The 19182-nt window shown below is 73.7% G+C and carries 15 protein-coding genes and 3 pseudogenes; 8 read left to right on the top strand and 10 right to left on the bottom strand.

What is annotated here, in order from left to right; translation table 11 throughout:
* Nucleotides 1-2027: phosphodiester glycosidase family protein (locus QMF80_RS29195; protein ID WP_283458601.1), on the top strand; the 2027-nt coding region annotated here is incomplete at its 5' end.
* Here the strand turns inward: QMF80_RS29195 and QMF80_RS29190 are convergent.
* From QMF80_RS29190 to QMF80_RS29180, 3 genes are all read right to left on the bottom strand, one after another.
* The gene (locus QMF80_RS29190) at nt 2008-4005 is read right to left on the bottom strand and encodes an ABC transporter permease (RefSeq protein WP_283458599.1); all 1998 of its coding nucleotides are present in this window, start codon (nt 4003-4005) and stop codon (nt 2008-2010) included. The genes QMF80_RS29195 and QMF80_RS29190 overlap by 20 nt on opposite strands.
* A 158-nt stretch (nt 4006-4163) precedes the next feature.
* A complete protein-coding gene (gene modA / locus QMF80_RS29185; RefSeq protein WP_283458597.1) occupies nt 4164-4982 on the bottom strand; it encodes a molybdate ABC transporter substrate-binding protein in 819 nt (272 codons plus the stop codon).
* A gap of 170 nt (nt 4983-5152) precedes the next feature.
* The gene (locus QMF80_RS29180) at nt 5153-5548 is read right to left on the bottom strand and encodes a TOBE domain-containing protein (RefSeq protein WP_283458595.1); all 396 of its coding nucleotides are present in this window, start codon (nt 5546-5548) and stop codon (nt 5153-5155) included.
* Between the two features lie 183 nt (nt 5549-5731).
* Between QMF80_RS29180 and QMF80_RS29175 the strand changes: the two genes are divergently transcribed.
* Nucleotides 5732-6121, top strand: coding sequence for an RNA-binding S4 domain-containing protein (locus tag QMF80_RS29175; protein WP_283458593.1), 390 nt, complete (start codon nt 5732-5734; stop codon nt 6119-6121).
* A 35-nt stretch (nt 6122-6156) separates the two neighbouring features.
* On the opposite strand, the gene QMF80_RS29170 is transcribed toward QMF80_RS29175, so the two are convergent.
* From QMF80_RS29170 to QMF80_RS29155, 4 genes are all read right to left on the bottom strand, one after another.
* Nucleotides 6157-6561, bottom strand: coding sequence for a PTS-dependent dihydroxyacetone kinase phosphotransferase subunit DhaM (locus QMF80_RS29170; RefSeq protein WP_283458592.1), 405 nt, complete (start codon nt 6559-6561; stop codon nt 6157-6159).
* Nucleotides 6558-7217, bottom strand: a complete 660-nt coding sequence (dhaL, locus tag QMF80_RS29165) for a dihydroxyacetone kinase subunit DhaL (protein WP_283458606.1) — start codon at nt 7215-7217, stop codon at nt 6558-6560. Before dhaL ends, QMF80_RS29170 begins: the two co-directional genes overlap by 4 nt.
* Nucleotides 7218-7365: 148 nt before the next feature.
* Nucleotides 7366-8370, bottom strand: a complete 1005-nt coding sequence (dhaK, locus tag QMF80_RS29160) for a dihydroxyacetone kinase subunit DhaK (protein ID WP_283458591.1) — start codon at nt 8368-8370, stop codon at nt 7366-7368.
* 151 nt (nt 8371-8521) lie between these two features.
* A complete protein-coding gene (locus QMF80_RS29155; protein ID WP_283458590.1) occupies nt 8522-9766 on the bottom strand; it encodes an ROK family protein in 1245 nt (414 codons plus the stop codon).
* 227 nt (nt 9767-9993) lie between these two features.
* On the opposite strand from QMF80_RS29155, the pseudogene QMF80_RS29150 reads away from it, so the two are divergent.
* The 4 genes and pseudogenes from QMF80_RS29150 to QMF80_RS29135 all read left to right on the top strand — a co-directional run.
* Nucleotides 9994-10650, top strand: a pseudogene (locus tag QMF80_RS29150) (APC family permease); the annotation flags it as partial.
* Nucleotides 10651-10773: 123 nt separating this feature from the next.
* Nucleotides 10774-11691: pseudogene (locus QMF80_RS29145) on the top strand (ISL3 family transposase); the annotation flags it as partial.
* 70 nt (nt 11692-11761) lie between these two features.
* On the top strand, nt 11762-12046 hold the full coding sequence (locus QMF80_RS29140) for a hypothetical protein (RefSeq protein ID WP_283458610.1): 285 nt from the start codon (nt 11762-11764) through the stop codon (nt 12044-12046).
* A gap of 78 nt (nt 12047-12124) precedes the next feature.
* Entirely contained in the window at nt 12125-12415 is a 291-nt protein-coding gene (locus QMF80_RS29135) for a hypothetical protein (protein ID WP_283458608.1), read from the top strand.
* Nucleotides 12416-12524: 109 nt separating this feature from the next.
* On the opposite strand, the gene QMF80_RS29130 is transcribed toward QMF80_RS29135, so the two are convergent.
* On the bottom strand, nt 12525-13979 hold the full coding sequence (locus tag QMF80_RS29130) for a serine/threonine-protein kinase (protein ID WP_283458589.1): 1455 nt from the start codon (nt 13977-13979) through the stop codon (nt 12525-12527).
* A gap of 349 nt (nt 13980-14328) precedes the next feature.
* Between QMF80_RS29130 and QMF80_RS29125 the strand changes: the two genes are divergently transcribed.
* Both QMF80_RS29125 and QMF80_RS29120 read left to right on the top strand, forming a co-directional pair.
* Nucleotides 14329-15747 (top strand): NF041680 family putative transposase, encoded by a 1419-nt coding sequence (locus QMF80_RS29125; protein WP_502962947.1) that lies wholly within the window; start codon nt 14329-14331, stop codon nt 15745-15747.
* 116 nt (nt 15748-15863) lie between these two features.
* Nucleotides 15864-16212, top strand: a pseudogene (locus QMF80_RS29120) (amino acid permease); the annotation flags it as partial.
* 112 nt (nt 16213-16324) lie between these two features.
* Here the strand turns inward: QMF80_RS29120 and QMF80_RS29115 are convergent.
* A complete protein-coding gene (locus QMF80_RS29115) occupies nt 16325-17059 on the bottom strand; it encodes an SDR family NAD(P)-dependent oxidoreductase (RefSeq protein ID WP_283458587.1) in 735 nt (244 codons plus the stop codon).
* Nucleotides 17035-19149 (bottom strand): helix-turn-helix domain-containing protein, encoded by a 2115-nt coding sequence (locus tag QMF80_RS29110; protein WP_283458586.1) that lies wholly within the window; start codon nt 19147-19149, stop codon nt 17035-17037. The genes QMF80_RS29115 and QMF80_RS29110 overlap by 25 nt, the downstream gene beginning before the upstream one ends.
* Nucleotides 19150-19182: the final 33 nt, after the last annotated feature.

Raw genomic sequence — 19182 nt, 5'->3', positions numbered from 1 at the left:
CCGGGGGCGCGGCGGCGCAGCCGCGGACCGCCGTCGGCGGCCGCGAGGCCCTGGTGGTGGCGGGCGCGCCGCAGGACCACGAGGGCGAGCCGAACAACACCGCCGCCCCGCGCACCGCCGTCGGCTTCTCCCGGGACGGCCGCACCCTGCGCCTCGTCGCCGTCGACGGCCGCCAGCGGGACAGCGGCGGCCTCACCCTCACCGGGCTCGGGCGGCTCATGCGCGACCTCGGCTCCCAGGAAGCCCTCAACCTCGACGGCGGCGGCTCCACCACCCTGCTCGCCGGACGCGCCGGCGGCACCTCCCTCGACCTGGAGAACTCCCCGTCCGACGGAACCCCGCGCAAGGTCGCCAACGGGCTGGTCCTCACCGTCCCCAACGGCTCCGGCCGGGCCACCGGCTTCCGCGTCGAGGCTCTCGGCGGCGCCACCCGCGTCTTCCCCGGCCTGACCCGCACCCTCACCGCCACCGGGTACGACACCCTGCTCGGCCCCGCCCCGGGCCCGGCCCCGGGCGGCCCCCGCTGGTCGGCGGAGCCCGGCGGAACCGGCCGGGTCGACCCGGCCGGGGTGTTCCGCGCGCTGCGGCCCGGGAGCGCGCTGGTCCGCGTGCGCGACGGCGCGGCCGACGGCGCGCTCCGGCTGGACGTGCTCGGCCCGCTCACCCGGATCGAGCCGACCGCCCGCGTCATCGGCCTCGCCGATCCCGCCGAAACGGCGGGTTTCGCCCTCACCGGCTACGACGCCCAGGGCGAGGCCGCGCCGGTCGAGGGCCGCGACGTGCGCTGGGAGTACGACCGCACGCTCTGGCGGGTCGGCGACGACGGGCGCGGCGGCTTCACCCTGACCGCCCTCGTCCCACGGGCCACCGGACGGCTCCGGGCCACCCTCACAGCCCCGGGGCAGGCGGCGACGGCCACCGAACTCGCCGTCGGGGTCGGCCTGGTGGAGCGGGACCTGGCGGCCCTCACCGACGCGGACCACTGGACCGGCCCCGGCGCGAGCGCCGCCCCCGGGCCCGCCGGAACCCGGCTGCGCCTGGACCCCGCGGCCGCTCCGGAGCCGGGCGGCGCGGACGCCTCGGCCGCGCCGCCCCGTCCGGTGCCGCTGCCGGACGCGGTGCGCTCCCTCGCGCTCTGGGTCGACGGGGGCGGCTCCGGGAGCCGGGTCGCGGCCCGGCTGCGCCAGGGGGACGGCTCGGAGCTGGTGCTGCGCGGGGCCGCCGCCGACTGGACCGGCCGACGCCGGATCACCCTGCCCGTGCCCGCGTCCGCCGAACGCCCGCTGACCCTCGACCGGTTGTCGGCGGGCGCCGGGCCGCGCCCGGGCGCGCTGATGCTGGACACCCTGACCGCCACGGGTCCGCCGACCGGGGAGGCGCCCCCGCGCCCGGTGCTCCGGGACCCGGCGCTCGTGGCCACGGCTGCCGGACTCGGCGCCCGGCCCCTGCGGTTCGCGCTGCTCCCGGGCGGTCAGCCGGAGGCCGGGCTGCGGCGGGCCCGGGAGGAGATCCGGGCCGAACGCCCCGACCTGGTGCTGACCTCCGGCGCCGGGCCGTCCTCGGCCGTGCACCGGGGCGTACGGTTCCTGCGCCTCGACGGCGGCCGCCGGACCCTCGACGGGGGCGGCCTGGAGCGGCTGCGGGCGCTGCGCGCGGGCATCGCCGCCGCGCGCCGGGAGGCGGGCACCGGCGCGCTGGTCGTCGTACAGGAGGAACGGTCCGGGCAGGCCCAGCCGGTGGTGGACCGCAAGGAGGCGCAGCTGCGGAACCGGCTGCTCGCGGAGTTCCGCCGGGCGACCGGCAAGGGCGCGGCCGTCATCACCCTCGGCGGCCCCGGGCCCGGGGTGAGCCGCGCGGAAGGGGTGCTGTCGCTGACGTCCGGTCCGTCCGGGTGGCTGCTCGCGGGAGCTGACGGGGGGCCGGACGGCGCCGACCGCGGATGGCTCGCCGTACGGGATCCGGCGGGGGCGGAGAGCGCCCCGGTACGGGACCCGGCGGCGCCGGGGGTCACAGCGCGACGAGGGTGACCTCGGTCGCCTTGACGCTGGTCCAGACCGCGGAGCCGTCGCTCAGGCCGAGTTCCGCGGCGGCCCCCGGGGTGATCTCGGCGACCAGGTCGGGTGCCTCGGGCGAAGCGACCACGATCCGCAGTCTGCTGCCGACGGCGGTGATCTCGCGGATGGTGCCGGGCCACACGTTGCGGGGACTGCCGCCCGGGCGCTCCCGGTGCACCGAGACGGCCTCGGGCGCGATGATCGCGAGCGCCGGAGCCCCCTCGGGCAGGGAGTCGGCGACCACCAGCCGCCCGCCGCCTTCGAGACCGAGCCCCTCGGCGGTGGTGGTGCCGGGCCAGGCGTTGCGGCCGAGCATCCGGGCGACCCAGGGCGAGCGGGGGTGGCGGGTCACCTCGGTGGGCGGCGCGTCCTGGAGGGTGCGGCCGTCGGAGAGTACGAGGACCCGGTCGGCCAGGGACACGGCTTCGACGGGGTCGTGGGTGACGATCAGGCAGACCCCGCCGAAGCCCGCGAGATGGGTCCGCAGGGTGTGGCGGACGTGGGCGCGGGTGGTCTGGTCGAGGGCGGCGAGGGGCTCGTCGAGGAGGAGGAGCCGGGGGCGCGCGGCGAGGGCGCGGGCGAGGGCTACGCGCTGGGCCTGGCCGCCGGAGAGCTGGGCGGGTTTGCGGTGGGCGAGGTGGCCGACGCCGAGCCGGTCGAGCCAGGTCTGGGCCTCTCGACGGGCCTCGGAGCGGGGGACGCCGTGGGCGCGCAGTCCGTACGCCGTGTTGGAGAGGGCGCTCAGGTGCGGGAAGAGGGCTCCGTCCTGCGGGACCCAGGCGACCTGCCGCTTGTGCGGGGGCAGGGCGGTCACATCCGTGTCACCGAGGCGGAGTTCGGCGTGGGCGCGGGGGGTCAGCCCGAGCAGGGCGCGCAGCAGGGTGGTCTTTCCGGCTCCGTTCTCGCCGACGACGGCGATGGTGGTGCCGGGTGCGGCGTCGAGGGTGAGCTGGTTGAAGCCGGTCACCTCGGCGTGCAGGGGCCAGGAACCGCCGGGCTTCGCGGTGTCCCCGGCCTGCTCGGCGTCCCCGGTGTCCTGGGTGTCCTTGGTGGTTTTGGCGGCCCGGGGTACGGGCGCCCGGTCCGGGGCCGTCGGCTCGTCGTCCGCGGACGCGGGGGCCTGCGTACGGTCGGCGGCGGCGACCGGGGTTCCGGTCCAGCGGCCGCGCAGCCCGATCAGTACCGTCATGGCGATCGCGAGCAGCAGCAACGACAGGGAGGTGGCCGCTTCCGGCTGGTCCTGGAGCAGCAAGTACACCTGGAGCGGCAGGGTCTGGGTGGTACCGGGGAGATTGCCCGCGAAGGTGATGGTGGCGCCGAACTCGCCCAGCGCGCGGGCCCAGGTGAGGGCGGCTCCGGCGATCAGGCCCGGGGCGACCATGGGCAGGGTCACGGTGAAGAAGACCCGGACCGGGGAGGCGCCGAGGGAGGACGCGGTCTCCTCGTAGCTCTGTTTCAGGCCGCCCAGGGCCCCTTCCAGGCTGATCACGAGGAACGGCATCGCGACGAACGTGGCGGCGAGCACCGCACCGGAGGTGTGGAAGGGGAAGGTGATTCCGAAGCCGCTCTCCAGCCAGGGCCCGAGCAGCCCGCGCCGCCCGAAGCCGAGCAGCAGCGCCACACCGCCCACGGTGGGCGGGAGCACCATCGGGAGCAGGACGAGGGAGCGGACGAGGGGCTTGCCGGGGAACCGCACCCGCGCGAGCAGCCAGGCCAGCGGTACCCCGAGGACGAGGGAGAGCGCGAGCGCCCACAGGGAGACGAAGAGGGAGAGCCGCAGGGCCTCGATCACGCCGGGGGTGGTGAGGTGCGTGCCCAACCGGCTCCACTGGGTGCGCACGAGGATGCCGAGGAGCGGGAGCAGCAGGAAGGCGACGGCGAGCAGCGCGGGCACGGCGAGCGCGAACGGGGGCCGGGTGCGGGTTCCTCGGCGGGTGCGGTATCGGGTCATCAGCTCAGCCTGCTCGTGGTGGGGGCGCTCGGGGTGCGACGGCAGGAGAGGGGCCGCCCGTCTCCCCGTCCCCCCGGACCGGACGACCCCTTTCCTGTTCCTGTGTCACCTCACGTGCCCGTGCGGGCGGTCGCACCCGCACGGGCACGGGCCGTGGGTCAGGCCTGCTGGAAGCCCGCGTTCTGGAGGATCTTCTGCGCCTCGGGGGTGCTCAGCCACGCCACGAACGCGGCGGCGGCCTCGGCGTTCTTGGAGCCCTTGAGGGAGGCGGCGGGGTAGGACGCGACGGCGTTCTGCTCGTCCGGGATGTCGATGGTCTCGACCTTGTCCTTGGAGTTGTTGGAGTCCGTCTTGTAGACGAGGCCTGCGTCGGCCTCGCCCAGCTCGACCTTGCTCAGCACGGCGCGGACGTTGGGCTCCTGGGAGACCGGCTTCACCTCGATCTTCTGGGCGTCGAGGATCTGCTTGCTGTAACGGCCGACCGGGACCTCGGGGGCTGCGAGGACCACCTTGATCTTGGTGTCGGCGAGGTCCTTGAGGGACGCGATCTTGAAGGGGTTGCCCTTGCCCGCCGCGATGACCAGGCGGTTCTTGGCGATGATCTTCGGGTCGTCGACCTCGGCCCTGAGGCCGTCCATGGTCTTGGTGTCGGCGGTGACCAGCGCGTCGGCCGGGGCGCCCTGCTTGACCTGTGCGGCCAGTTCCTGGGAACCGGCGAAGGAGAACGTGATCTTGGTGCCCGGGTTGGCCTTCTCGTACGCGGCGCCCGCCGTCTTGAAGACGTCGGTGAGCGAAGAGGCGGCCAGGACCGTCAGGTTGGCGGCCTTCGGCGCTGCGGCCGACGGGGAGGCGGAGGCGCCGGCGTCCGCGGCGGGCTTCTTGGCCTCGTCCTTGCCGCAGGCGGTCAGCGGAACGAGCAGCGCGGTCCCCAGGACGACGGCGGCGGCGCGACGGCGGGTGGTGCTGGTGGAGAACATGCGGGTGGAGCTCCTCGGGTCGGTAAGGACCCGCGCCGGTGACGGGCGGAGCGGGTGGGGACGGGCGGGAACGAGCGGTACGGGGGCCGGCTGGTGGCGGTGGCGCCGGTGGTGCGTACGGGCGGTACGGACTGCGCGAGCGGTGCGGGCGGTACGGCCCCGTACGGGCGCTAGGTGCGGTCGATGTGGACGCTGGTGGACTTCACGCGGGCGGTGGCCTGCATGCCGACCTCCAGGCCCAGTTCCTCGACGGCCTCGCGGGTCAGCAGGGAGACCAGGCGGTGGGGACCTGCCTGGATCTCGACCTGGGCGGCCACGTCGCCGAGCTTGACGGCGGTGACGATTCCGGGGAAGGCGTTGCGGGCCGAGGTGTACGGCTCACCGTCCTCGGTGTGCGCGCCCTGTCCCACCTCGACGGAGAAGGCGGCCAGGTCCCGGCCGTCGATGAGCCGACGACCGCTGTCGTCGCGATGGGTCGCGACCCGGCCGGCGTCGGCCCAGCGGCGTGCGGTGTCGGGGCTGACGCCGAGCAGGCGCGCCGCCTGTCCGATGGTGTAGGACTGCATGTGCGACACGGTAGGGGCACATCTGCCGCATGTGCAATTCCATTGGGATGATGTACATGGCATCTGCTATGCGCATTGTCGTATCCACCAAAAGCAGCTCCGCTCTCGGAGCCCCGGACCTCGCCCGCATCCTCGAGCGCCGACCGCCCCGATCGGGTGCGGCGCCCCGGTTAGAGTCGGTGCATGGCTGATGAGGCAACGGGAACGGCGTCGGCAACGGCGAGGGTGGACAGCTGGATCTGGTGCGTGCGGCTGACGAAGACCCGCTCGCTCGCGGCCGCCGCCTGCCGCGCGGGACACGTGAAGGTCAACGGTGAACGGGCCAAACCGGCCCAGGCCGTGGGCCCCGGCGACGAGGTGCGGCTCTTCCACGCGGGCCGCGAGCGCATCGTGGTGGTCCGGCGGGCCGTGACGAAGCGGGTCGGCGCGCCGGTCGCCGCGGAATGCCTGACGGACAACAGCCCGCCCCCGCCCACCCCGGTCGAGGCGGCCGTCGTCGGCATCCGTGACCGGGGCGCGGGCCGCCCCACCAAGCGGGAGCGCCGCGACATCGAGAACCTGCGCCGCCGCTGAGGCTCAGCGGCGCGGCCCGGAGCCGGGGCGCCGGGTCACACCTTGCGGTAGGCGTAGGCCTCGCCCGCGGCGGAGGCCACGGCGTCCAGCGGGGCGCCGGTGGCGGCGGTCACCACCGCCCCCACCGCGCCCTCCAGGAACGGGGCGTCCAGCAGCCGTGAACCCGGCGGCAGCTCCTCGTCCACCAGGAGCGCCTTGACGGTCAGTACGGAGCTGCCGAGGTCCGCGATCAGCGCCACTCCGGCGCCCTGGTCCACCGAGCGGGCCGCCGCGACGATCAGCTCGGCGCTCGTGCCCAGCCCGCCGTCCGGCGTGCCGCCCGCGGCGGCCACCGGCACCGGGGGGCCGTCCGCCACCATCGCGCACGCCAGGTCCATCACCGACCGGGCGACCGCCGCGCTGTGCGACACCAGTACGATCCCGACGAGCGCCCCGCTCACCGCCCGCTCCCGGAGGCGTCCGCTTCGCCCGTGGCATCCGGATCCCTGGTGGCATCCGGATCCCCGGCGGTGTCCGCGAGGGCGTCGAGGAGCAGGGCCGCCGAGGTGGCTCCCGGATCCTGGTGCCCGATGCTCCGCTCGCCCAGGTAGCTCGCGCGCCCCTTGCGGGCCTGGAGCGGTACGGTCGCCAGTGCCCCGTTCAGCGCCGCCACCGCCGCCGCGCGGTACGACGTACGCAGCGCCGCCACCCCGGGAACCAGCGCGTCCAGCGTCGTCTTGTCTCCCGGGGCGGCGCCGCCCAGTTGCGCGACCGCGCCCACCCCCGCGTACAGGGCCTTGCGCAGCTCCTCGTCGGAGACCTCCGCGGCGTCGCCGAGTTCCTTGCCGGTGCGCCGGAGCCGGGTTCCGTAGAGCGGGCCGGACGCCCCGCCGACCGTGGAGATCAGCGTGCGCCCGGCCAGCTGGAGCACCGCCCCGGGCGACCGCGGCTGCTGGGCGTCCAGTTCGGCCCGTACCGCCTGGAAGCCGCGCAGCAGGTTGGTGCCGTGATCGGCGTCCCCGATGGGGGAGTCCGGCTCCGTCAGCCGTTCCGCCTCGCGCTCCACGGACCCGGTCACGGCGCCCAGCCAGCGCCTGGAGAAGTCGGCGTCCCGCACGTCCGTACCGCGCGGACCCGTACCGCGCGACCCCGCGCCGCGCGATCCCGAATCCCGCAACTCCGCGTCTCCCACTGGATCTCCTCGCAGCTGATCACCCGTCATGCCGGACCTCATCACCCTACGTTCCCGGCTCCCGCCCGCCCGCTCAGCGGCCCCAGCGCAGCGCGACGGTCTGCACGGGCGCGTCCCAGAGCCGCAGCAGCTCCTCGTCGGCGCGGCACAGGGTGACCGAGCACCCCGCCATGTCCAGCGCCGTCACGTAGTTCCCGACCAGGGCGCGGGCCACCGGGACGCCCCGCTCCGCGAGGATCCGGGCCACCTCGGCGTGGAACCCGTACAGCTCCAGCAGCGGGGTCGCCCCCATCCCGTTGACCAGCGCGATCACCGGCCCGTCGGCCGGACCCACCTCGTCCAGTTCACTCAGTACGGCGCCCACCGCGACCTCCGCGATCGCCCGGGCCGTCATCATCGGGCGCCGCTCCCGCCCGGGCTCGCCGTGGATGCCGATGCCCAGTTCCAGCTCGCCCTCCGGCAGGGTGAAGGTGGGGCTGCCCTTGGCGGGCGTGGTGCAGGGGCTCAGCGCCACCCCGAAGCTCCGCGAGGAACCGTTCACGCGCCGGGCGATCGCCGCGACCCGCTCCAGCGGCGCGCCCTCCTCGGCGGCGGCTCCGGCGATCTTCTCGACGAAGAGCGTGGCCCCGGTGCCGCGCCGGCCGGCCGTGAAGAGGCTGTCGGTGACGGCGACGTCGTCATCGACCAGCACCCGCTCGATGCGGATGCCGTCCTCTTCGGCGAGTTCGGCGGCCATCTCGAAGTTGAGCAGGTCGCCCGTGTAGTTCTTGACGATGAACAGCACCCCCTCGCCACTGTCGACGGCGGCCGCCGCCCGGACCATCTGATCCGGCACGGGCGAGGTGAACACCTCCCCGGGACACGCGGCGGAGAGCATCCCGTACCCGACGAACCCGGCGTGCAGCGGCTCGTGCCCCGACCCGCCGCCGGAGACCACCCCGACGCGGCCGCCGCCGCGCACGTCACGCCGTACGACGATGCGCCGCTCCACGTCCACGTCCAGCTCGGGATGGGCGGCGGCCAGCCCGCGCAGCGCGTCGGCGACGACGGTCTCGGGACTGTTGATCAGCATCCTCATGGGCATCTCCCGGTGGGGTGGGCGGACGTGCCGCGGAGCGGTGGCCGCGGCTGCCCCGACTCTACTGACGACACGTCAGTGATACCGGGAGCCGGGATCGGCCGGGGATCCGCCGGTGGGCGGCCGGGAGTCCGGCGGTGTCGGCCGGGGGTCAGTCGGCGGGGGGCGCTTTCGCGGGTGCGGGGGAGCGGCGGGTGAAGGTCAGCTCCCGCGCGGTCTCCAGGGCGGTGGCCAGCGCCCCCAGCAGCACCGCGTCCTCGCCGAGCGCGCTCGGCGCCACCTTCGGGCGCAGCGGCGTGAGGGTGCGCAGGGTCTCCCGTACGGTCCGCAGCAGCAGGTCGGCGCCGTGGCCGACGCCGCCGCCCAGCACCACGAGGTCGGGGTCGAGCACGGCGGCGACGGCCGCGACCGTGTGGGCGAGGCGCCGGCCCTCCAGTTCGACCGCCCGGACCGCGGCGCAGTCCCCTGCGCGGGCGGCGTCGAAGACGCCCTTCGCGGTGAGCGGGCCCGACATGCCGTGGGCGCGGGCAGCCGCCACGACGGCGTCCCCGGAGACCGCGTCCTCCAGGGTGTCCGGGGTGCCCGGGTCGGGGTCCTGCGTGTCGGTGCCGGGCGTGTCGGGGCCGTGGCGCCCGGGCCAGGGGAGGAAGCCGATCTCGCCCGCGCCGCCGTGCGCGCCCGTGAAGAGCCGCCCCTCGGCGACCACGCCCATGCCGAGGCCGGTGCCGATCATGATGTACACGAACAGCTTGCTGCCCGCTCCGGCGCCGAAGGCGTACTCGCCGAGCGCGGCGAGGTTCGCGTCGTTGTGGACGGCGAGGGGGACCCCGAGGTCCCGGGTCATCCGGTCGAAGAGCCCGGCCCGCCCCCAGCCGGGCAGGTGCTGCGCGTAGCGCACGCGGCGGGTGGCGGGATCGTAGACGCCGGGGGTGCCCACCGCGGCCTGGGCGACCTTCGCGGCCGGGACGCCCGATCCGGCGATGAGTTCGCGGGCGGTGGCCACCACCAGGCCGGCCATGGCCGCGGAGGTGCGGGCGGGGTTGCGGACCTCGGAGCGCGCGACGACCGTACCGGCGAGGTCGGCGAGGGCGACGCGCAGCCAGGCGCGGCCGATGTCGATGCCGAGGGCGTACCCCGCGCTCGCGTCCGGGGCGTAGAGGACGGCGGAACGGCCGCGCTCGGGGGTGTGCGTGCCCGCCTCGCGGACCAGTCCGGCGGCTTCGAGCGCGGCCAGCGCGCTGGAGACGGTGGGCTTGGACAGGCCGGTGACGCGGGCGAGTTCGGCACGTGAGGCCGGGCCCTCGGCGCGCAGCCGGTCCAGGAGCAGCCGTTCGTTGGCGCCGCGCAGCTGCTGCGGGCTCCAGGTGCGGTCGGCCGCCTCGTCGCTGCTGGTCATCGCACCATTCTCACGCATCTTCCGGGGCGGGCGGCGGCCGGGCCGTCGTCGGGAGAACTCCCAGAGACCCACCAGAACCCCTTGACGGCTTAAGTAAGGATCCTTAACTTAAGCACGCCCGGCGCCTTCGTGAACCCTGCGGCGGACCGGCAGCAGATCTTCTTCCCCCTCGTGATCCCCGGGAGAACTCTCATGTCCGCAGCGCCGCGCCCGCCGTCACCCGCGTCATCCGCGCGCCGCCCGGTGGGTTCGTCCGCCGGATCGGCCTCTTCCAGGCCACCGCCATCAACATGAGCCAGATGTGTGGGATCGGCCCCTTCGTCACCATCCTGTTGATGGTCGCCGCGTTCGGCGGCCCGCAGGCGGTCATCGGCTTCCTCGCCGGTGCGCTGCTCGCCCTCGCCGACGGCCTGATCTGGGCCGAGCTGGGTGCCTCGATGCCCGGCTCCGGCGGCAGTTACGTCTACCTCAAGCAGGCCTTCCAGTACCGCAGCGGACGGCTGATGCCGTTCCTGTTCGTGTGGACGGCGATGCTGTTCATCCCGCTGATCATGTCCACGGGGGTCGTCGGCTTCGTCCAGTACCTCGGCTACCTCGCCCCGGGTCTGGGTCAGGGCGCGGGTGATCTGCTCGGCCTCGGCGTCATCGCCCTGGTGGTGCTCCTGCTGTGGCGGGGCATCGAACACATCGCGAAGATCACCGCCGTGATGTGGGTGGTGATGATCGCCTCGGTGGCCCTGGTGATCATCGCCGCCGCCACCCACTTCGACGCGGGCCTCGCCTTCACCTACCCGGCCGGGGCCTTCGAGTTCACCAGCGGCACGTTCTGGATCGGCTTCGCGGGCGGCCTCACCATCGGCATCTACGACTACCTCGGCTACAACATGGCTTTGTAGGTGGTTTCGGGTTCAGGCACGGATTTCGTGAAGCAGGGTCGTGCTTCCGTGCGCCGGTGACGCTCCGCCATGAAGGCGTTCATCCTGTGAGTGTGTGAGTCTTTGCTGGAGATGGTGTTCCCGCACCTGACGGTGGTGCTGGTGGAGCACGTGGTGGTGGAGAGCGGCGTGCTGGGGATCGCGGCGAGCACCAGGAGCGGGACGGCGGTGGCCTGTCCGGGGTGCGGGGTGTCGTCGGTGCGGGAGCACAGCCGCTACGGGCGCACGATCGCTGACGCGCCGGTCGGCGTCCGGCCGGTGCTGATCGAGTTGTCGGTGCGCCGGCTGTTCTGCGACAACAGCGACTGCGAGCGGGTGACCTTCGTCGAGCAGGTCGACGGGCTGACCAGCCGTTACGGGCGGCGCACGCCTGTCCTGCAGCGGATCGTCGGCGCGCTGGGCACGGTCCTGGCCGCCCGCGCGGTGGCCCGGCTGGCGCTCGTGCTGGGCATCGCGGTCAGTCGGATGACCGTGCTGCGGGTGGTCATGGCGCTGCCGGACCCGGCCTGGCAGGTGCCGCGGGTGCTGGGGGTGGACGAGTTCGCGACCAGGAAGGGCCACCGGTACGGCACCGTCCTGATCGACTGCGAGACCCGCCAGCCGCTTGACCTGCTGCCCGACCGGGAGGCCGAGACCCTGGCCGCCTGGCTGCGCGAGCACCCCGGCATCGAGATCGTCTGCCGCGACCGTGCGACGTTCTTCGCCGAGGGAGCGCGCACCGGTGCCCCTCAGGCCCAGCACTGCGCCGACAAATGGCACCTGTGGCACAACCTCGGCGAAGCCGTCGAACGCCTGGTCTCCCACCACCGCGCCCTGCTCCGCGACCTCGTCGAACCCCCGCCGCAGCCCGGGGCCGGACCGGAGCCCGGACCGGCCCCGGCCGACGACCTTCCGTCCGCCGCCTACCCGGAGGGGAAGTTCCTGGACCGGCTCCGCGACACCCACGCCGCCGTCCGCGCCCAGGCAGCCCAGGGCCACAGTCAGCGGGAGATCGCCCGCCGGCTCGGCCTGGGACGCGGCACGGTCCGCAAGTACGCCCGCGCCGCCACCCCCCGAGGCGATGCTCCACGGCCAGTGGCAGGACCGGACCAGCAAGCTCGCCCCCCACCGCCCCTACCTGGAGCAACGCATCGCCGAGGGCTGCACCAACCTGTCCCAGCTGCACCGCGAGCTGATCGAACTCGGCGTGCGCTGCAGCTACCAGGCGCTGCGCGAGTACGTCCACCCCCTGAGGCCGCGGCGCAACCCGCCGCAGGGACGGCCCCCGATGGTCCGGCCGCCGTCACCGCGCCAGGCGACCGGATGGATCATGAGCCACCCCGACCACCTGCGCGAAGAGGAGTAACTGCAGCTCAAGGCCCTGCTGGCGCGCTCACCCGAACTCACAGCCGCCGCCAGCCACGTCGGCTCCTTCGCCGACATCATGGTCAACCGCTGGGGCCGCGAACTCCCCGGCTGGATCTCCGACGCCTGCGCCGACAAGCAGTCCGGCCTGGCCGGTTTCGCCTCCGGAATGCTCACCGACCTGGACGCCGTCGTCTTCGGCCTGAGCACCGACTGGTCCTCCGGCCCCGTCGAAGGCCGCGTCAACGACATCAAAGCCCTCAAGCGCGGCATGTTCGGCCGGGCCAAGCTGCCACTGCTACGCAAGCGCCTCCTGCTGACCGCCGCCAGCCGTCGAGCACCGAGCGTGACCACCAGTCAGCACGGCTGATCCACTTCACGAAATCCGTGCCTGCCGACTCAAGCAGACAAAGCCATCTGGTCGACGAGTCACGCCGCAGAAGACTGGACGAGTTGGTCGCTACGACGCTGGCGGCACATCACATGTGAACGTCTGCGACGCACCATGCGCGGGCGCTGAGGGGGGCGAGTTCGACGGTCCAGGTGCTGGTCTGTCCATTCTGCTCCAAGGACAGTTTCGCCTGGGCCTTCGTGCCGTTGACCGTTGGCGTGCCCTCGACGTTGGCGAGGTAGTACTGGTGCAAGACCCGCTGTTCGAAGGCCGTCACGTACGGATCAGCGTTGGGACAGATGACGGCGTGCAGGGTGACGGCGTTCCGGGATTGGATCCCGTCCGCGAGCGTGGTCGCGGTCGACATCGCGCTGTCCTTTCCCGGGCCCGGGTTGTGGACAAGCCAGCCGGGCCAGACCAGCGCGGTCACCAGCCCGACGGCAAGGAGTATCAGGGCCACGCCAGCACGGCCGATCAGCAGCGGGCCGGACCGGGGCGGGCCAGGCGGTCGCGGGCCGGACAGGTAACCGGGGCTGGGCGGTGGCTGGTTCGGTCGGGCGGGCGCGGGGACGTTGGGGGCGCCAGGCCCCGCAGGCCCCATGCTCGGCACCGGCGGGGTGTCGACGCGCGTCGGTACGTAGTCGGCCCCGCCCGTCCGCGACACCTCTTCCAGCGCCGCCAGCGCCTGCGCCGCCCCGGCACGCTGTACCGGATCCTTCGTCAACAGCCCAGTGAGGACCACCAACAGGCCCTCCGCGCGCAGTGCAGGGCGCGGCATCGCGGTGACCACAGCGATGCACAGCGCGGTGAATGTCTCGGCACTGAACGGGGGTTCGCCCTCCACCGCGCAGTACAGCGTCGCCCCGAGCGACCACAGGTCCGTTGCGGGCGCGGGAGACTGACCGGTGAGCTGCTCTGGGGCCATGTAGGCGGGCGTGCCGATGAGCGTACCGGTGTGGGTGAGCGCCATCGTGGAATCCACCATATGCGCAATACCGAAGTCAGTGATGATCACCCGGTCGTCCATCAGCAGGACGTTGTCCGGCTTGAGGTCACGGTGGATGATCCCCGCGGCGTGGGCGCGGCTGAGCGCGCGCAGTATCGCCGCACCGATCTCCGCAACCCTTCGGACCGGCAGCCCACCGCTCTGCTCGATCGCTGCGGCCAGGGACATTCCGGCCACATACTCCATGACGATCACGGGCGCGCCCGCGTGCTCGACCACGTCGTGCACGGTGATGATCCCGGGATGGTTCAACTGCGCGGCCGCACGCGCCTCACGCAGGACGCGCTGGAGAAGGATCGCCCGCTGATCGGCGGATATTCCCTGCGGGAACATCACCTCCTTCACGGCGACATCCCGCTCGAGCGTCTCGTCGCGGCCCCGCCACACGCGGCCCATACCGCCCCGCCCGATCAGCTCCACGACCCGGTAACGGCCGCCGATCAACTCTCCGTTCGGCCAACCGCCGCTCCCTGAGCCCCCCGGCGACGAATCCGGATCCCACGTCCGGTCCGGCCCCGGTACATCGATCTCTGCCACAGCTGGCCCCCTTCAGTTGTGCAACCTGCACAGAACCTACCTCTGCGCCCACCGCCCAAAGGTCAGACCACCTGGGACAGGTGAGACACCACCAGGTCCGATGAGACCGGACACACCCACCGACCGCATCAGATGGACCAGATCAACTGAGACGGCGAGCGAATCGGACCAGATCACTTGAGCTTGCCGTAAAACCTGGCGGTCTCGAACAGGCGTTGTTCGAGCTCCTCGCATGGGAAAACGCCGGACAAGACGACGGCCGCGTCGTAATCCTGAGGTTGTGACACCAAGTAAGGCCGACGCGGCCGTCGCTCCCAGTGTGCCCGATCCCAGTGCCCGCGACGCGGCCTTGCGTGAACTCAAGGAGTTCCGCGTCGATGTCCGCTCCTGCCTCACGCGATGGGGCGATGCGCTCTTCGAGATCGCCGACGCAGTGCTGTGCAGCGAGGGACCGGTACGCAACCTGGCCGAACTCAGCCTCGTGCCCGAACACGCCCGTTCCCACGGCTCCATCCAGCGCGCCATGAACAACGGCCGTGTCGACTTCGAGCGCTTGAACTGGTCCTTCGCCCTGCACGACCTGCCGCGTGGCCCCGGCGGCGGGATCGTGCTCGCCGTGGACACCACCCCCTGGCTACGCCCGGACGCCGGCACAAGTGACCAGCGCACTTTCTGTCATACCTACGGCCGCGCCGAGGGCGCCCACGAGATGATCCCCGGCTGGTGCTACTCCGTCGTCGCCGCCCTGACCAGCGGCCCCACCTCCTGGACCGCACCCCTGGATGCCCGCCGCCTACGCCCGGGCGAACACCTCCAAGAGGCCACCGCCAACCAGCTGCGCAGTGTCGTGAGCCGGATCGTCGCCCTGGGACGTTGGACGGCGGGCGACCCGCCGATCCGGATCGTGACCGACTGCGGCTACGACGGCCCCTACCTCGCCCACCAGCTCGCCGACCTGCCCGTCGAGGTCTGCGTACGCCTGCGCGGCGACCGCGTCCTCTATCAAGACGCGCCCCCGGGCGGAGGCGTCGGCGCGAAGGGCGGCCGGCCCCGGCGCCACGGCGAGCGCTTCGAGTTCCACAACCCCGACACCTGGCAACCACCCGCCCACGACCCCGTCCGCAACCTCGACAAGTACGGGAACGTCCGTGTGCGCTGCTTCGAGCGCCTGCACCCCAAGTTCAACCGGCAGACGATCTGGCAGCACCACCCCGAACCCGAACTGCCCATCCTCCCCGGCACGGTGATCCGCCTGGACGTCGACCGTCTGCCCTCCGGCGGCAGCCCGAAGCCCCTGTGGCTGTGGTGGTCACGCACCGGCGCGGACGCCGACCTCGCCGACAGCGCCTGGTCGTGCTTCCTGCGCAGATTCGATCTTGAGCACACCTTCCGCTACTGGAAGCAACACCTGGGCTGGACGAGCATCTGCCTGCGCTCTCCTGCCGCAGCCGATCGCTGGACCGCTCTCGTCCTGGCCGTCTACACCCAACTACGCCTGGCCCGGCCCCTGGCCGACGACCTCAAGCGCCCCTGGGAGAAACCCCTGGCCGCCCACCAGCTCACCCCCGGCCGCGTCCGCCGGGGGTTTCGTCAAGTTCGCAGATCACTGCCCGTCCTCACGAACGCGCTGAAACCCTCCCGTCCCGGCCCCGGCCGTCCGCCCGGCCGACGCGACACACGGAAGGCGCCAACCTACGAGGTCGGAAACGCCCTGCTCGGCACAGAAGATCAGACAGACAAGCGAGCAACCGAACAAGAACCCCGCTGACCACCCCAGGTTTTACGGCAAGCTGAGACCGGGACCAGATCGGGTGAGAGCAGGACAACCAGTCAGCACAGCTGATCCACTTCACGAAATCCGTGCCTGAACCGGTTGTCACATACGAAGCCATCGTCCAGGCCCTGGCGCAGATCCTCGCGGCGAGCGTGCTGCGCAAGGCGGCAGCCGGGCCTGCGGCGGCCGTACCGGATGTGGCTGTACCCGTTGCCGAGCGCCGTCGCGCTCGTCGGCTGGCTGGTGATCTACGGGTACGCCGACAAGAACGCGCCCGGCCGCCACCCCATCGAATGGTCGCTGGCCTGGCTGGCCCTCGGCTGCGTCGCCTTCCTCATCTGGTCGAAGACCGAGAGGGTCTGGCCCTTCGGCCCGCGCGAGATCACGGAGGAGTACGCCGACCGGGCCGCCCCCGTACCGCCCTCGCCGCCCTCGTCCTCGCCCACGGTCACGGCCTGAGGCGTACGCCGCCTCACGCGGCGGCTCGGGTCGGACCCCGGGCCCCTGCTCGACGGCGTGCTGGGCGCACCCGGGGTCAACCACCGCCTGGCAGGCCGGATTCCGGGGCCGGTCAGACCTGACCGGCGCCGCCGTCCACCGGCAGCTCGATCCCGGTGATGAACGAACTCTCCGCGGACGCGAGGAACAGGGCGGCCGCGGCCACCTCCTCGGGGCGTCCGGCACGCCCCAGCGGGACCGCCGCCGTGACCCTGGCCCGCAGGTCGGCCGGGGCCGCGGCCAGGGAGGGCGTCTCGACGGGGCCGGGGCTGAGGGCGTTGACCCGGATGCCCCGCCCCGCGAGTTCCAGCGCGAGACTGCGGGCCAGCGAGCGCACGGCCGCCTTGGCGGCGGCGTAGACCCCGTAGCGGGCGGAGGCCGCCGAGCCCGCGGCCGACCCGAGCAGGACGACGGAGGCGCCGTCCCGCAGGTACGGCAGGGCCCGCTGCACGGTGAAGAAGGTGCCGCGGAAATTGAGGTCCGAGACGGAGTCGAACCGCTCCTCGGTGCAGTCCGCGAAGCCGCCCGCCGGGCCGCCGCCGCCCGCGTTGGCGACCAGTACGTCGATGGGGGAGCCCGCGGCCGCGACCCGGGCGAAGAGCCGGTCCAGGTCGGCGACCTCGGCGGCGTCGCCGGGAACCCCGGTCGCGGCCCGGCCCAACTTGAGCACGGCCGCGGCGAGTTCGGCCTCGCGGCGGCCGGTGACGAACACCCGGGCGCCCTCCCGTACGAACCGGTGCGCGATCGCCAGACCGATCCCGGCCGAACCGCCCGTGATCACCGCTACCTTGCCGTCGAGTCGGCCCATGGCGTCTCCCCCCTGCCACCGGTCCGTTCTCGCGGGGGCTCGGGCGGCTCCGGCGGTGGGTACCTCGCGATGCCCGACACCCGGTGTACGCGCAGGGCGAGTTGGATTTCCAGGGCGCGCGAAGGGGTGTGCCAGGTCTCGCCCAGGAGCCGCCGGATCCGCTCCAGCCGCTGTACGACGGTGTTGACGTGGACGTGCAGCGCGTCCTTGGCCTTGGCCAGGCTGGCGCCGTGCGCGTAGTACGCCTCCAGCGTCCGGATCAGTTCGGTTCCCCGTCGGCGGTCGTAGTCGAGGACGGGACCGAGTACGAACTCCACGTACCCGCTCACGTCACCGCGGTCGCCCAGGATTATCCCGAGGAACCCCAGGTCGGGCAGGGCCGCGCCGTGCCCGGTGTGCCCCAGGGCGTGCAGGGCCTCCAGGCAGCGCAGCGCCTCGGCGTACAGGGCGGGCAGCCCGGCCGGACCGGAGGCGGGCCCGGTCGGACCGGACGCGGGCCCGGCCGGTGGACCGGACGCGGGGCCCGGCTCGGGACCGGCGGACCCCACGGTCACCGGGGAGCCCAGGCCCTCGCCCAGCTCCACCGCCAGCGACCGGGCCAACGCGCCGGGCGCCCCGGCGGGAGCCGCCCCGGCCGGAGCGACGAGGACGACCCGGCCCTCGTACAGCCCGGCGAGACCCTTCAGGGAGCGCGCCCGGCGACCCGCCTCCGCGGCCAGCCGGGCCCGTAGCGCGGGGTCGCAGTGCAGCACCAGAACGGCGTGCGGCCGGGTCAGGTCGACCCCCAGCCTGCGGGCGCGCAGGGTCCGGCTGCCGCTGTCGCGGCCCCGGCCGCCGTGCTCGGCGGTCAGCAGATCACCCAGTAGCTCGCCGCGGACCCGGTCCTCGGCCTCGGCGGTGGACCGGCGCAGCATCAGCAGCAACGCCGTGACCAGCGCGGTGCGTTCGAAGAGCCGGCGCTCGGAGTCCGAGAGGTCGGCCCGGCCGGACAGGCTGATGCTGCCCAGGAGTTCGTGCCCGGCCAGCACCGCGCAGACCCAGATCCCGTCCACGGGGACGGCGCGCCCACCGGAGCGGGAGGCCGCGACTCCCGCCGCCCGCGCGGCGACCGGGCCGCGGACGCCGGGCCGGACGGCGGGCGGCTCCGATCCCACCCGGGCCAGCTCGACGCCGTCCGGGTCGTGGACCACCAGCCCGCCGCCCAGCAGGGCGGCGACCTCGCGGGCCAGATCGGCCGTGTCCGCGCCGCGCAGCACCAGTTCGGTGAGCCGGTCGTGTGTCTCGGCGGCCAGCCGCATCGCCTCGCTGTGCGCGCGTACGGTCTCGTTCGCCGCGTTCAACTCGACCAGTGCGGACCGGGTTTCCTCCAGCAGCCGCGCGCCGTCGATGGCGACGGCCGCGTGGTCGGCGAGCGAGGAGAGCAGGGCGACGGCCTCGGGCGCGAAGTCACGGACGGTGCGGTCGGCGGCGTACAGCACTCCGATGACCCGGTCGCCCACGCGCAGCGGCACCCCCAGGATCCCGCGCAGCCCCTCCTCGCGCACCCCGCTGTCGATGGCCGGTGTGTGCTTGAAGCGGCTGTCGGTGCGGTAGTCGGCGCTCGCGTACGGGCGGGCGGTCTGCGCGACCAGGCCGCCGAGCCCTTCCCCCATGCCCAGGCGCAGTTGCTGGAAGGCGGCCGAGACCGAGCCGTCCGTGACCCGCATGTATGTGTCCCCGGCGCCCGGGTCGTTGAGGGTGAGGTAGGTGACGTCCGTACCCAGCAGCATCCGGGACCGGTGGACGATGGCCCGCAGTACGGCGTCCGGATCGCGCAGGGCCGCCAGGTCCCCGGCGGTGTCGAACAGCGCGGTCAGCTCCGCCTCGCGGCGCCGGTGCTGGTCGAGGGTGCGGCGGATGCCGAGGGCGACCCGGGTGGCCTCCTCGACTATTTCCAGCTCCACGGGGCCCGCCCCGGCCGCGCGGGCAGCCGCCGCGGGCCGGGCGAAGTGCTCCGACGGGGCTCCGCGGCCCAGCAGTTCGAGCAGGTCCAGCAGGGCCCGCGGTGTGCCCGCGACCGGTCCGGTGCCTCCCGTCCTCACCGTCGTCATGCGGGCCGTCCTCCCCTTCGGTGCACCGCACGC

The sequence above is a fragment of the Streptomyces sp. G-G2 genome (assembly GCF_030063135.1).
Taxonomy (GTDB): domain Bacteria; phylum Actinomycetota; class Actinomycetes; order Streptomycetales; family Streptomycetaceae; genus Streptomyces.
This window is presented reverse-complemented; position numbering and strand designations above follow the sequence as displayed.